The 14,482-nt window shown below is 49.6% G+C and carries 14 protein-coding genes; 4 read left to right on the forward strand and 10 right to left on the reverse strand.

All coding sequences use genetic code 11. The features are described from left to right. The 5 genes from parE to nudF all read right to left on the reverse strand — a co-directional run. A partial coding sequence (gene parE, locus RCH83_RS04775) for a DNA topoisomerase IV subunit B (protein WP_306519569.1) occupies positions 1-1,572 on the reverse strand: 1,572 nt, incomplete at its 3' end. Positions 1,573-1,652: 80 nt separating this feature from the next. After that, a complete protein-coding gene (locus tag RCH83_RS04780; RefSeq protein ID WP_306519571.1) occupies positions 1,653-2,228 on the reverse strand; it encodes a YqiA/YcfP family alpha/beta fold hydrolase in 576 nt (191 codons plus the stop codon). Further along, entirely contained in the window at positions 2,225-3,064 is an 840-nt protein-coding gene (locus RCH83_RS04785; protein WP_306519573.1) for a metallophosphoesterase, read from the reverse strand. Before RCH83_RS04785 ends, RCH83_RS04780 begins: the two co-directional genes overlap by 4 nt. After that, positions 3,022-3,483, reverse strand: a complete 462-nt coding sequence (locus tag RCH83_RS04790; protein ID WP_306519575.1) for a DUF1249 domain-containing protein — start codon at positions 3,481-3,483, stop codon at positions 3,022-3,024. Before RCH83_RS04790 ends, RCH83_RS04785 begins: the two co-directional genes overlap by 43 nt. A 9-nt stretch (positions 3,484-3,492) precedes the next feature. Then, positions 3,493-4,125: an ADP-ribose diphosphatase gene (gene nudF / locus RCH83_RS04795; RefSeq protein WP_306519577.1), complete on the reverse strand. Its 633-nt coding sequence runs from the start codon at positions 4,123-4,125 to the stop codon at positions 3,493-3,495. Between the two features lie 115 nt (positions 4,126-4,240). Here nudF and tolC point away from each other — a divergent pair, with 115 nt between their 5' ends. The 3 genes from tolC (at position 4,241) to RCH83_RS04810 (ending at position 7,343) form a co-directional block, all read left to right on the forward strand. Further along, complete coding sequence (tolC, locus tag RCH83_RS04800; RefSeq protein WP_306519579.1) at positions 4,241-5,554, forward strand: outer membrane channel protein TolC; 1,314 nt, start codon at positions 4,241-4,243, stop codon at positions 5,552-5,554. Between the two features lie 104 nt (positions 5,555-5,658). Continuing rightward, positions 5,659-6,585: an LpxL/LpxP family Kdo(2)-lipid IV(A) lauroyl/palmitoleoyl acyltransferase gene (gene lpxL, locus RCH83_RS04805; protein WP_306519581.1), complete on the forward strand. Its 927-nt coding sequence runs from the start codon at positions 5,659-5,661 to the stop codon at positions 6,583-6,585. 122 nt (positions 6,586-6,707) lie between these two features. Beyond that, the gene (locus RCH83_RS04810) at positions 6,708-7,343 is read left to right on the forward strand and encodes a TcpQ domain-containing protein (protein ID WP_306519584.1); all 636 of its coding nucleotides are present in this window, start codon (positions 6,708-6,710) and stop codon (positions 7,341-7,343) included. On the opposite strand, the gene glnE is transcribed toward RCH83_RS04810, so the two are convergent. Continuing rightward, entirely contained in the window at positions 7,297-10,125 is a 2,829-nt protein-coding gene (gene glnE, locus RCH83_RS04815; protein ID WP_306519586.1) for a bifunctional [glutamate--ammonia ligase]-adenylyl-L-tyrosine phosphorylase/[glutamate--ammonia-ligase] adenylyltransferase, read from the reverse strand. The genes RCH83_RS04810 and glnE overlap by 47 nt on opposite strands. After that, a complete protein-coding gene (locus RCH83_RS04820; protein WP_306519588.1) occupies positions 10,122-11,078 on the reverse strand; it encodes an inorganic triphosphatase in 957 nt (318 codons plus the stop codon). Before RCH83_RS04820 ends, glnE begins: the two co-directional genes overlap by 4 nt. Positions 11,079-11,226: 148 nt before the next feature. On the opposite strand from RCH83_RS04820, the gene RCH83_RS04825 reads away from it, so the two are divergent. After that, entirely contained in the window at positions 11,227-11,922 is a 696-nt protein-coding gene (locus RCH83_RS04825; protein WP_306519590.1) for a TIGR04211 family SH3 domain-containing protein, read from the forward strand. A 106-nt stretch (positions 11,923-12,028) separates the two neighbouring features. Here RCH83_RS04825 and RCH83_RS04830 read toward each other — a convergent pair whose 3' ends face one another. The 3 genes from RCH83_RS04830 to RCH83_RS04840 all read right to left on the reverse strand — a co-directional run bounded on the left by RCH83_RS04830 (position 12,029) and on the right by RCH83_RS04840 (position 14,482). Continuing rightward, on the reverse strand, positions 12,029-12,604 hold the full coding sequence (locus tag RCH83_RS04830) for a DUF4287 domain-containing protein (protein WP_306519592.1): 576 nt from the start codon (positions 12,602-12,604) through the stop codon (positions 12,029-12,031). Between the two features lie 197 nt (positions 12,605-12,801). Further along, entirely contained in the window at positions 12,802-13,680 is an 879-nt protein-coding gene (locus RCH83_RS04835; RefSeq protein ID WP_306519594.1) for a LysR family transcriptional regulator, read from the reverse strand. Positions 13,681-13,747: 67 nt separating this feature from the next. After that, positions 13,748-14,482: a sulfite exporter TauE/SafE family protein gene (locus tag RCH83_RS04840; protein ID WP_306519596.1), complete on the reverse strand. Its 735-nt coding sequence runs from the start codon at positions 14,480-14,482 to the stop codon at positions 13,748-13,750.

Below are 14,482 nucleotides of genomic sequence, written 5' to 3' on the forward strand. Positions count from 1 at the left end.
CATAGCAACAAACACATGGCCCTGTTCCACCAGAGTGCGGAAATGCTGCATAAAAAGTGCACATAACAAAGTGGCGATGTGCAGACCATCAGAGTCGGCGTCGGCCAGAATACAAATTTTGCCATAACGCAGCTGCGACAAATCGGCTGAATTTGGATCCATACCAATTGCCACTGAAATATCATGCACTTCCTGCGACGCCAGAATTTGTTCTGAATCCACTTCCCAGGTATTAAGGATTTTACCGCGCAGCGGCATCACCGCCTGAAACTCACGGTCACGCGCCTGTTTAGCCGAACCACCTGCTGAGTCACCTTCCACTAAAAACAATTCGGTACGGCTGACGTCCTGCGCGCTACAGTCGGCCAGTTTGCCCGGTAAAGCCGGGCCTGCCGTCACTTTTTTGCGCACAATTTTTTTCGCGGCTTTTAAGCGTTTTTGCGCGTTGTTAATACAAAAATCAGCCAAAGCTTCAGCAATTTCAGTGTGTTCATTTAGCCATAAACTAAAACTGTCTTTCACAACGCCAGTGACAAAAGAAGCGGCCTGACGGCTGGATAAACGCTCTTTAGTCTGACCGGCAAACTGCGGCTCCTGCATTTTTAATGACAAAATATAACTACAGCGGTCCCACACATCTTCCGGCGTGAGCTTAATGCCGCGTGGTAATAAATTACGGAACTCACAAAAATCACGTAAAGCTTCCAGCAATCCCTGGCGTAAACCATTGGCATGGGTACCGCCCTGGGCTGTTGGAATCAGGTTGACGTAACTTTCGGTGACCAGCTCGCCGCCTTCCGGTAACCAGAGCACAGCCCATTCCACCGCTTCATGACTGGCGGCAAAAGCGCCGGTAAAAGGGGTTTCCGGTAGCGCTATCATGTCTTTGACAGCATCAATTAAATAATCACGAATACCGGCGATATAACACCAGCTGTAACTTTGCTCGTTGACTTTATCTTCAAATTTTACGGTCAGGCCCGGGCACAACACAGCTTTGGCTTTGAGTACATGCAATAAACGGCTGACCGAAAATTTATTGGAATCAAAATATTTAGCATCTGGCCAAAAGCGCACGCGGGTACCGGTATTACGTTTGCCAACAGTGCCGGTTATCGCCAGTTCAGATACCTTAAAACCGTTTTCAAAAGCCATTTCATAAACATTGCCGTCACGGCGTACTGCCACTTCCACCCGGGTGGACAAAGCGTTGACCACCGAAATACCCACGCCATGTAAACCACCGGAGAACTGGTAGTTTTTATTGGAAAATTTACCACCGGCATGCAAACGACATAAAATCAGCTCTACACCACTAACGCCTTCTTCCGGGTGAATATCCACCGGCATACCCCGGCCATTGTCGATGACTTCCAGCGATTGATCCGGGTGCAAAATCACCTGAATTTGATCCGCATGCCCGGCCAAAGCTTCATCCACGCTGTTATCGATGACTTCCTGACCCATATGATTTGGACGTGTGGTGTCGGTATACATCCCGGGGCGGCGCTGTACAGGTTCAAGACCTGTCAGTACCTCAATCGAATCGGCATTATAAAGTTGTTCAGTCATGATGCTCTCTGGCTGCTGTGGGCATGCCAGCCGGTTAAAAAACCGGCTGGGACAAAGTCACTGTATTGATCACCAGTGTTTTACGCTAATTGGCAGAATTTGACAATATCCGGCAGCCTGTTGGCATAACCCTGATAGCTGTGATCGCCGCCTTCTTGTACATCTAATTGACAATGTTGATAAAAATCCACCGCATCCAGGTAATTCAGCACTTCGTCACCGGTTTGTAATAACACCTGATAAAGCGCCGGATTTTTTGGTCTGGCAGGCGCTAACTGCGCCAATAACGGCAGATGATCTTGAGTGACATCGTAATGTTGTTGCCGCACCGGGTGGTAATAACGCCCCAGATGCCTGGCGAGTAATAAATGCGGCCGCACTGCCGGGTTAATTAAAGCGGCGGGAATTTGATATTGCTCTGCCAGCACTGTTGCCAAAAAACCACCCAAAGAGCTGCCAATCAACGCATCCGGCCGCTGGCCTTGCAGCAACTCCTGCAAACAAGCCATGGCATCGTCGGGCGTATAAGGCAAGTCCGGCACTAATAACCTGTGCTGCGGCAACTCGCGGGCGAAATAATCAGCGGTAATCAGCGCTTTTTCCGACTGGGATGAACTGGCAAAACCATGTAAATAAACTACTAACTTACTGCTCACAACCCGATAAACTCCCAGGAAACTGCCGGAGTATCACCGGCGGTAAAAGTCCAGACACAAGCTTGTGGCCCCAAATCTTCGGTTTGCCAGTCTGCTGTTTGTTTAAATTGTACCGAAGTTGCCGGACAACCGACAATCTGTAGCTGCCTGCCCAAAGCACCGGGCAAAGGAAAGGCCCGCTGATAAGCAAAATGACAATGACCATGCGCCAGCCCTTTGACTTGCGGATATTGCGCCAGCAGCTGCCAGAACAATTCCGGCTGTTGCAGGCCCAGCGTATCAATAAAACTGCCAATGGGCGCTGGCTGGTGGTGGCAAAACAACCAGACCGGCGTGCTGGCATGCTTCAACTGCAAAGCCAAAGCGTCACGGCGCGTTAAATCAAATTCACCTGCCGGTGTTGGCCCTTTGCTATTGAGTAACCCCAGCAACCAGCCACTGAGTGACAACCACTGGGCCGCATAAAAAGGTGTTCTGGCAAAAGCTTCTGCCATCATGGCCGGGCAGTCATGGTTGCCTGGCAGATAAAATACCGGTGTTGGCTGCTGTTGTTGCCAGTTAAAAAGCAAATCTGCCAACAGCTGATAAGAAGCAAGGCTGTGATCCTGGGTCAGGTCGCCAGTTAAAATCACCGCATCAAAAGCGCTGGCCGGATAAGTCTGTAATAAAGTTTTTAAATGTTGATAAGGCTGGATCTGTTGATATTCCGCATCAGGCGTTGCCAGCAAGTGACAGTCCGAAAGTTGTAACAAGCGGTAAGCTGTCTGCGGGGGAAACTGATACAACAATGACATCAGCTCAGCGTCTCGGCTTTGTGATAACCCTGGCGCTGGCATAAGGTTAACCAGTCACGCAGCAATAGGTTAATCTGCAGTTTTTCGTCAGGTAACATCATATCGGTATTGGGGTAATCATAAACTGCTTTAAAACGGCGGATTTGCTGGCAAGCCACAACTTCGGCGAGACGGGCGTCATGGTATAACCGCACTTCAAACTGCGGTCTTAACCAGCCAAAAACTGTTTGGCTTAAATGTTCAATCCGGATGGTGGTGGTAAATTTACATAGCTCCAGCAGACGAATGCGGTAACCCTCATGTTCACTGATCTGAATCACCTGAAAGTCACCGATACTCGCTTTGGCTGCGGCATGACCACCTGGTAATAAAAATCGCAGCTGTGCATAATTCCGCTCACATAAAGTAAGAAAATCAGGAACATAAGGTTTATAAACGGATTTTTTCGCAAGCAACGGCATCTGCGTAAACTACTCCCGGGCGGCACTCACTTTCGCGTGATGTAATTCCAACCATTGTAGTGCAATCACAGTGGCGGCATTATCAATTTTTCCACTCTGAAGCAGCCGCATGGCGTCTTTTCGGCTGAATACATGCACTTTGATATCTTCATGTTCCTCCGGTAAACCAAAAACACCACTTGGTATTTCACCGGTTAACTCGCCGAGGTATAAATGAATACGCTCAGTAGTGCCGCCAGGGCTGCTTAAATAACTGAGCATCGGCCATAACAGGCCTAAGGTTAGACCTGCTTCTTCCAAGGCTTCACGGCGCGCCACATCTTCATAAGCTTCACCTTCGCCAATCATACCGGCCACAGCTTCCAGCAACCACGGGCTGGTGCTGGTAGCTGCAGCCCCCAGCCGGAACTGCTCTACCAACACCACCCTGTCAGTTTTTACACAATAAGGCAGTACCACCACGGCATGACCACGTTCAAACATCTCGCGGCTAAAGGTTTCACTCCAGCCACCGGCAAAAAGTTTATGTTTGATTTGGTACTTATTAATCCGGAAAAAACCCTGAAAAACCGTGTGCTGGTCGATAATCTGCAAATCATCCTGACCAAATCCGGGATAATGGATCTCCTTGATTTCAGACATATTCGCTCTCACATTCTGTTACATTTAGGCGTATAACTTTTACGCATTAATTGTGACTTAGTGTACGCTAACACGATATTATTCGTTCACTTTTAGTTTTCCATAGGATTGGGTTATGAAGAAAACCTTATTAAATTCACTGATTTGTGCCGCAATTGGTCTGCTGAGCCTGCAAGTCAGCGCTGAAAATCTGCAAAATGTCTATCAACTGGCATTAAAAAAAGACCCTCTGGTATTAAAAACTGCCGCCCAACGTGATGCAGCTGCTGCTGGTATAGATGTCAGCAAAGCGCAGTTTTTACCGAACATCAGCCTGGGTGCAGGTGTGACTCGCAGCTCAGGCGAACAAGCCATCAATCAAAATACTGTGGTGCGCAGCAGCAGCACCAATACGGGGGCAGAACTGACACTGACCCAAAGCATTTTTGACTGGGCAGACTGGGAACGTTTATCCAACTCAGAAAAACAAGCATTGCAAGGCCAGACTTATTACAACGCTGCTTTGCAAGCGCTGATTGTACGGGTGTCACAAGCTTATTTTAATGTGTTAAGCGCCAACGACGATTTAACTTTTGTGGTTGCCGAAAAACGTGCAGTTGAACGTCAATTGGAACAAACCAAACAACGTTTTGCCGTAGGTTTAACCGCCATTACCGACGTGCATGAAGCACAAGCGCAATATGACAGCGTGGTAGCCCGTGAGATTTCTGCCACCAATGCTTTGGAAAACGCCAAAGAAGCGCTGCAGGAAATCACCGGTGAATATCACTCAGAATTGTCGCCACTGAACACAGCCGCATTCAAACCAGTAGCACCACAACCGGCCAATGCGGTGGATTGGGTGGCTATTGCTGAAGAAAACAATCTGGATTTAAAAGCCCGCAAACTGGCGGTTGAAATTGCACAAAACAATATTGATTTAGCCGAAACTGGCCATTACCCAACGGTAGGTCTGACGGCAAAAGCTGGTCTGAGCGATTCAAACCGCACGCCACAAACCGACAGCAACTCTCTGAGTGTCAATCTGGCAGTGCCGATTTATTCAGGTGGTGCTGTAGTTGCCAATACTGATGTACAACGTGCCAACTATGTAGCAACCAGCGAAGATTTAGAACTGGGCCATCGTTCAGTACTGCGCCAAATTCGCGTGAACTACAACAACGTGGGTGCTGCTATTGCCGGTATTAAAGCGCTGGAACAAGCTGTGGTTTCTGCTGAAAGTGCGTTAAAAGCCACCGAAGCAGGTTTTGAAGTAGGCACCCGGACTATCGTTGACGTGCTGATCAGCACCCGCAACCTGTTTGATGCCCGCCGTAACCTGACCAAAGCCCGTTACGACTATATCCTGGCCGTGTTATCGTTAAAGCAGGCTGCCGGTACTCTGACCGAAGCGGATTTAGACCTGATCAACAGAGCGCTCAGCGCTTAATCTACCCTACTACAGGTCCGGCCAACAGGCTGGACCTGTCTGCCTCCTGTTTTGTCTGCTGATTTCCGTTACAATGCCCCGGTTTTTTCTGTCGAGGACCTGTTGTGATTAAAACTCCACCCTTTCAGTGGTCAATGCTGCATCCACGTTTTTGGTTATTGTGGTTTGGTCTGGCTTTAGCTTATGTGCTGAGCTGGTTACCTTATCCTGTATTAATGGTGATGGGCCGTGGTCTGGGCCGGTTGATGCTGAAATTGTTAAAATCACGCCGCAAAGTGGCCTTACGTAATCTGGAATTATGTTTCCCGGAAAAAACTGACGCAGAGCACCAACAACTGCTGCTGGCCAATTTTGAACAAAGTGGCTGCGCTGCCATTGAAACCATGATTGCCTGGTGGTGGCCTGATTGGCGTTATCAAAAGCTGGCGCATTTTAAAGGATATGAACATATTCAGGCCGAACTTGCCAAAGGCAAAGGGGTCTTGCTGCTGGCAACTCATATGTTGCATCTGGAAACTGCAGGCCGCACCTTTGGTTTAACCCATCCCAGTGTTGGTTTTTACCGGCCACACAATAATCCGGTGATGGAATATTTTATGTACCGCGGCCGCAGCCGCAGTAATAAATACATGATTGGCAAAAGAGATGTTAAAGGTCTTATTCAGGCCCTGAATGAAGGTGAAGTGTGTTTTTATCTGCCGGATCAGGACTATGGCCCTAACCGCGCTGTGTTTGTGCCCTTTTTTGCCGTGGCAGAAACCGCCAGCACTACAGGCACTTTGTTATTTGCCAATGCCGCCAATTGTAGTGTGGTGCCTATTTACACCAGCAGCCTGCCCAACTGTGGTGGTTATCTGGTGGAAGCTTTGCCGGCTTTGGAAAACTTCCCTTCGGGGGATGATGTTGCCGATGTACGCCGGGTGAATCAGTGGGTTGAACAAGCGGTATTAAGACATCCGGAACAATATATGTGGTTACACCGGCGTTTTAAAACCAGACCCAACGCCAATGACCCGGGTTTTTACCACTAAGGGCCGTGGCAGCTGTAGCAAGGTTGAACCCGATGTAGGCTTTGCTGATGCTGAAAATAAGTTGGCAGTACCCATGGCTTTGACTAGTATGACAGCAGCCATCAAAACAGGAGAATAGTCTTATGTGGTTTTGGATCAAACACTTATCTGCGGCTATTATCCTGATCGCACTGGCAATTTTCCTGCTGAGCAAACCAGACCTTTTTAAAAATACCACCCACAGTACCGAAAATATTAAAGTGGCGGCCGCACAGGAGTTCACCAGCTTTTACGAACAAATCCGTTATTCGCTGGACGCCACCAAAGACTTATCCAAAGAATTTATCATCAGCCTGACCGACACCAGCGACTCTTTAGATGAAACTCTGGCAGCACGCACCAATACGGTACCACCGCTTGAAGATGGCTGGACCGGCAAATCGGTGCAACGCCGTTTTAAACCAGGTAATAAAATCCGGGAAGATTTAATGACCTATGCCAGCGCAGAAGAGATTGAACTTATCTGGACCTTGCCACGTGATTATGTGGTGAAACAATATTTCCAAAGCGAAGGCAATTATCTGAAAACCCTCCAGGAAATTGCCTCTGCCATAGCGCCGGATTTTGAAAAACCAGTGTTGCTTTATATGTGTCCAAAAGAGCGCGCAGCAGTGATCACAGACAAAACCAATGACTTTTTACAACAAAACTGCCGTGCGCTGAACGAATCTGCTATTCAGCTGCAAACACCTGCTGCCAACTCAACTGTACCAGGCTGAGTGCCTGGCTGAGATCAGGTAAATCACTGATATCGGCCGGCTCCAGCGTCAACCTGTGGCTGACCCCTCTTAAATCCTGATAAGCCTGTTGCAGAGCACTGGCATCCGGTAATTTCATAATGCCACAAGCCGCTGCTGCATCCAGAATACGGATATTGTCACTGTATTGATAAAGCGGCGGAAAGGTTGCCGCATAAGCAAGTACCAGATACTGACTGATAAATTCCAGATCCACCACACCACCTGCAGTGTGTTTTACTTCAGTATTGTCCAGTCCATGGTGCTCTCTGAGTTTTTGCCGCATTGAAAGTACGTCGTGTTTTAATTTGGTTAAATCCCGCTTTTTGCTCAGAATTTCCGCACGAATTTGGGCAAAACGTGCCGAGATAGTGGCATCACCATAAATCAGCCTGGTTCGCACCAGCGCCTGATGTTCCCAGGTCCAGGCGTCCTGCAACAAATAATCGCGGTAGGTTTCAATATGCACAGTTAACAAACCGGCATTACCGGAGGGTCGCAGCCTGGTATCGACATCGTACAACACGCCACTGGCGGTGCGGGTGGTGCACAAATGCAAAATACGTTGCACCAGTTTTAAATAAAACTGCCGCGAATCAATGGCTTTGTCACCTGTAGTTTCGGTATTGGCATCACACTGATGTAAAAACACCAAATCTAAATCTGAACCATAACCCAGCTCCAGCCCACCCAGTTTGCCATAAGCAATAACGGCAAATTGTTTATCGCTGCCAGCGGCAAGACCGGCCGGATAACCGTATTTTTCCACCATTTGTTGCCAGGCCAGCTCCACCACTTTGTCCATCACGGCTTCAGCCAGCCAGGTTAAATGGTCGCTGACTTTCATCAGCGGCAACATACCGCTGATGTCGGCGGCGGCAATACGCAGTTGTTGCGCCTGTTTATACTGGCGCAACGTTTCCATTAACAGCTCCAGATCGTCTTCCGGCACCCGCAGCAGCTGCAAGCGCAGCCGGTCGTGGTAATCTGCCACTGTCGCCACCTGATAGAGCTGCTCAGGGTCGATTAACTCATCGAGCAACATCGGATAACGCGCCAGATGGGCCGACAACCAGCCACTGCGGGCACACAATTTTACTAACTGTTGTAACGCCGGCGGGTTTTCGTATAACAGTTCCAGATAAGCGGTGCGGCTGACAATTTGCCGGAACACTGCCAGCACCCGGTTTAACACCGCATTACCGGCTTTTTCCGCCGCCAGACCACTTAATAACATCGGCATAAGTTTGGCCAGCAAGTCGCGGCCACGTGGCCCAACTTTGCTTTTTTGACAATCAAGCTTAAATTGCTGCAAAGCTTCAATCAGGCTGCTGGCTTCTGCAACAGGCAGCCAGTCCACTTCGGCGGCCAGCTCAGGGGTGGGCAGTTCACTTTCCCACAACATACGACCGGCCAATAAATCTTCCGGCTCTGCTTTATCTTCATGGGCTATGACTAATTTAAACTGCTGATGCACCCGCGCCATAGTAGCGCTGATGCGCGTCTGCAGCGCCTGCCAGTCTTTGTCACCACAAGATAATACCAGCCGTTGCTGCGCCACGGCATCCAGCGGTAATGTTTGGGTTTGTTGATCGTCCATGCCCTGCAGCAGCTGCTCCAGCTGGCGCAACTGCAGATAATCATCTTTAAGCTGTTGTACCTGTGGCGCAGTTAAAATTTCATTATCGGCCAGCGCCTGCAAAGCGCGGAAAATGGACTGTTGTTGCAACTGCGGAATACGACCGCCGCGGATCAGCTGCAAGGTCTGCACTATAAATTCCACTTCACGGATCCCGCCGGCACCAAGCTTAATGTTGTCAGTGCGGTTACGGCGACGGTTTTCCTGCTCTATCAGCTGTTTCATGCGACGCAAAGATTCAATGGCCGAATAGTCGATATAACGCCGGTAGACAAAGGGTTTGAGCATCGCTTGCAGTTCGCTGGCATAAGGCTCTACCGGATTTAAAATACGCGCTTTGAGCATGGCGTATCTTTCCCAGTCGCGGCCCTGCGCCTGATAATAATCTTCAAAAGCGGCAAAACTGAGTACCAAAGGTCCGCTGTCACCAAAAGGCCGCAACCTCATATCAACCCGGTAGACAAAACCGTCCGCCGTCACCTGATGTAACAATGCAATCAGCTTTTGCCCAACTTTGGTATAAAACTGCGCATGATCACAACTGCGCCGCCCGCCCCTGGTTTCACCATGCTCCGGATACACCAGAATAAGGTCGATGTCGGAGGAGAAATTCAGCTCGCCGCCTCCCAATTTGCCCATACCTAAAATCAGTAGTGGCATAGGCAGCCCCTTGTCGTCCAGCGGCTGGCCCCATTGGCGCGCCACTTCGGCATAAGCAAAACGATAAGCAGCATTAATTAAGTTGTCGGCAAGAGTGGACACCCGCTGTAATGACAATTCAACTTTTTGCCGGTGCAGCACATCATCGGCCAGAATGCGGCACAATTGTGCATTACGGTAATGGCGCAGCATTGTCATGGCCTGGCTTTCGCTCAGATGCTCGTCCAGTACCAAAGGCGGCGCCTCTTGCGCCAATAACAAAGCGGGTAACAAATTGGCTTGCTGCAGCAAAACCCGGCCGGCAAAACTGCTGCAACCAAGTAAATGTCGCAACTGCTGCTGCGCTGTTGCATCAAGTGTCACTGCTGGTGATAGCTGCTGCAGTTGTTGCAAAATGGCCTGGTATTGCAATACAACTTCGTCGTCTAACTTTGCCTGCTGCTCAGTCACGGCGGCCTCTGTCATGCTTCACCTCCGGCAGCATGCTCCAGCGCTGTAACGTCCAGCAGCAGTTCCGACAACGCCAGCAACCACAAAGTCATGGCTTGTCCGGGTTCGGCTTTTAAGGTTGCGGCTTGTGCCAGCAAGGGTTGTAATAGCTGTTGTTGTGTTGCCATGTTTTGCAGGCTTTGCTGCAACCACAACCATTGTTGTTGTAATTCGGCGGCAAATGATGCGGCAAATTCGCCGGGCATTTGTTGTGCATGTTGTTGTAACCATAAATTCTGTAACAGTGCCCGCAGTTGTTGTGACAACGACAGCCCCTGTACCGGTGTTTGCCAGCTGAGTGGCTGTTGTTGCACCAAAGCATAACCGCGCTCGGCCTTGGACTGAAAACCCAGCGCCAAAGGCAACTGCTGACAAAGCGAACGTGCCAGCTGAAACAACAAAGCGGCATCACCGCTGACCAGCTCCAGTTCCAGCTCCAGTATCGGCTGGCTCTGGCCACCCGCTGTGACTTGCCCCTGATCCAGCACCGCCTCCAGCACAGTACCGTCGGCCAGAGTTAATAACGCACTTTGGCGGATAAAATCGGTGCGGAACATTTCCTGTAACTGTTGCTGCAGCGCGGCCACGTCAGTGCCTTCAGGCCAGATATGAGCGGGAAAAGCCGAGAGTTTTGGCAACACAGCATCACAAGGCACATTATATTCAGGCCTGATATGGGCAGCGCCCTGCTGCTGGCCTGCCAGCTTAATGGTTTGTTCAAACCGGCCTTTTTTCAGCCGGCTGCGCAAACCGCTGTCATGGCGCCTGAACCACTGATCCGGCGTTTCAAAATATGCATTCAGCAATTGAGTGGGTTCAGCCAGTTCCACTTTAACAGCCAGCTGCTGCCAACAACTGTGGATACGGGCCAATAAGGACTCAGACAGGGCTTCGGTCAGCCATAACTTTAATTCCACTTCGATACTCATACGCTGCTCTTTGTTTTTTCTGCTGCTGCCAATGTCGGCAACATAGGATATAAGCCCTAAGCCAGCAAGTGTTTTTGCTTGTCAAGCGGTTAACAACTCCCTATGATCCAAGGCATTATTGCCGCCTCACGCTGGATGTGAAAAATTTATGTCTGAAATGATTCGTTTTATGTTGCTGGGCACAGCCCTGACGTTAAGCCCGTTAAGTCTGGCACAACAAAGCCCAACCACCACCACTGCCGACCCCGCTGTAACCACCACTGAAGTGAACACCACAGAGCCAACAACAGCACTAACCCAGCCTGAAGCGGCTAAAACCAATAACGAAAAACCGGCTTTTATTATCGACACTTTAAGCACGCCGGTACGTTCAGGCCCTGGCAACGAATACCGTACTATTTCTACAGTGCGGGCCGGTGAAAATGTTACTTATATCGGCCAGAATCCGGCCAATGGTTTTATTAAGATCCGGGATGATGCCGGCACCGAAGGCTGGCTGAGCGGCGAATATATTACCTACAGCGCCAGCCCTAAATCTGATCTGGAAAGTTTAAAACAGCAGCTGAGCCAACAGGAAATGATGGTTGCCCAGTTTGAGCAAGAACGCAGCACGATACAAAATGCGTTGAGTGCGGCAGAAGCTGCCCGCGATCAGGCGTTAAAAGAAGCTGAGCTGGCCAAACAAACCACAGCAGCTATTACCAAACAACTGGCGGAACAAAACCCGCCGCTGGCACAAAATAAAATGGTGATTGGCGGTGGTATTCTGGCGGCGGGTTTATTATTGGGTTTAATTTTACCGGTCTTTATGCCAAACCGCCGTCGTAAAGACCGCTGGATGTAACTGCATTTATTGCATAAAGCTGTTTTAACTTATCACAAAGGGAGCTCAGGCTCCCTTTGTTGTTATGACCATGTTTGTTGTGATGACCATGTTGAGTTCGATTTACTTAGCCAGCCGCCAGATAAGCGGCTTTTAACCAGCCTAACAGTTCAGCGTCAATTTCAGCAGCAGTGGCTAACCGCAGTTTAAAATTACACATTTGGCCTGCCGGCAGTTTTTTTAACCTGGCATTTTCTGGCAACTCTTTAATATTCAGCCCTATTTCCAGCTGAGTGTTAGTGGCAGGTCCTATCATGGCAAACTGTTTTTTGCGCCGGTAACTGACATAGGTTTTTTTCGGTGCAGCGTCAAAATCACCAAATAATACAAGCTGTTGCAACAACAGATCATGCAAAGGCCGCAGCGCTGCTTTAGCGCCTGTATACAGGCCATCCAGCACCTCAACGTCGCTGAGATCTGCCGCTGCTGCTGCCGACTGACCATCAGACTGCCGTACGCTATGCACCAGCGTATTGGCGTCGCCGTGGCCCATACCAAGCTGGGTTTTTAGCATTGTCACCAGCTCGCCGTGTTTTTCCAAACCACTTTGGTTGATCAAAGTGGCCAGCTCAGCCAGGGTTTTACCGGTACGTTTTTCAATATTGGCCAGCTGAGTGGCGACCGCCTGTGATACATCTGCCATCTGTTATCTCCGTGCTGTCACCACCACAACAAGGGTCATCAGCAGATATGCCGGCCTTTTGTGCTGCAGTGTGATAGGTAAAAGGTGTTGATATGCCCCTTGGGTATAAAACATTCGGCACCAAAGCACAATTTTCACCCCAAAACAGCCTGCATAACAGTGCAAAGTCAGACGCGCTGACGATTGGTTGCAGCAGCTTAAGGCACTAAAAACCGCAGATGACCAATAAAACAACGCGCCACAGGGCCCAGAGTGTCGGCATCATTAAAATTCAGATAAAAGGTGCTGCTGCGGCTGCTGCCGCGGGGTAACTGCAATGGCAACAAAGAGCCATCATCCAGATAAGGTTGTACCGCAGTGCGCGGCAACCAGGCAAAACCGAGGTTTTTGCGCAGTAACTCAATGGAAGTGCCAACATGACTGACGGTCCAGCGCTGTTCAGAGCCAAGCCAGCCCACGTCTTTTTTCTGCTCCTGTGCTGAGTCACGCAGCACTATTTGCCGGCAGTTTTTTAACTCTTCCAGCGTTAACAAACGCTGAGGTAAGTTGAGCGGATGCGAAGGACTCGCCACTGCAATAAATTCCACCTGGCAAATATCTTCACTTAAGTTATCGGGCAAAGTAAAAGGCGACAAAGCAATTTCAGCTTTGCCCTGACTGAGTAGCTCATTGGCGCCGGTTAAAATGGTTTCCATCAGCTCAATACGAATCAAGGGGTACTCGCTGGACACTGCCGCCAGCGCCTGATAAAGCACATCTCGTGGAAAAGCTTCATCCACTGCTATATGTAAACTGGACTCAACACCACTTTTTAAATTCAGCGCCACGTTTTCCATACGGCCGGCTTCGGCCAGCAAATAATTGACCCGGCGCAGCAGCTGTTCGCCGGCAGCCGTTAATTGGGTTTTGCGGCCTTCGGTCTGAAATAAGGTGACACCCAACAGCTCTTCCATTTTATGCACTGCATGGTGAATGGTGGATTGGCTTTTATAAATCACCTCGGCAGCCTGCTGAAAACCACCCTGCTCGGCCACAGCTTTAAACATACGCCATTGTTCTATCGTGGAACGTGCCATAAAAAGTCTCCTGAAAATTTAGGCTATTACCACTGCAAGTGCCCAAGCCCGGAGCAACAAAAGCAGCTTAGCCGGATGGCCACAATAACTTCAGGCCAGCCAGCAGTAATAACAGATGCACCAGCGGCAAAAAATGCCGGTCCTGCAGCCGTTGTTTTAACCAATAGCCCAACTGTACAGCGGCATAACACAAGGGCATAAAAGGCAAAGCCCACCACAATAATTCCATTGTCAGCTGTTGTTGCACTATAAAAGCCGGTAGTTTGACCAGATTTAATACGGCAAAAAACAATGCTGAAGTGGCGATATATTCAGTGGCAGGCAATTTGCGCGCCAGCAAATGAATAGCCAGCGGCGGCCCGCCGGCATGTAATAAGGTAGAACTGACGCCACTGACAAAACCCATCAGCACAGCAACAGGCCGGCTTGCCAAAATTGCAGCCTGGCCGTGAAAACCACTAAAATACCGCAGCGCAAAAAGCACAGAACCACCGCCTATAACCCATTGCAACTGAGTGGCTGAAAGCAGCCCCAGCAATAACGCCGACACCAGCACACCCAGCACTGCTGCAGGTAATAATTGCCCTAATACAGCAAGGTTCCAGCATCGCCAGTATTTGCCCAGAGTAAAGAGATCCAGCCCTATCAATAGTGGCAACATCAACCCAAGGGCGGTGTTGGCATCAAATAGCAACAGCAGCAGTGGCATGGCCAACAAACCCAAACCACCGGCAAATGCCGCTTTGGAAATACCAGATAACAACACCACAAAAGCCAGCAGCAAAGCCATTTCCAACGTCAT

The sequence above is a fragment of the Rheinheimera sp. genome (genome assembly GCF_030824435.1).
In the GTDB taxonomy this organism is placed as follows: domain Bacteria; phylum Pseudomonadota; class Gammaproteobacteria; order Enterobacterales; family Alteromonadaceae; genus Pararheinheimera.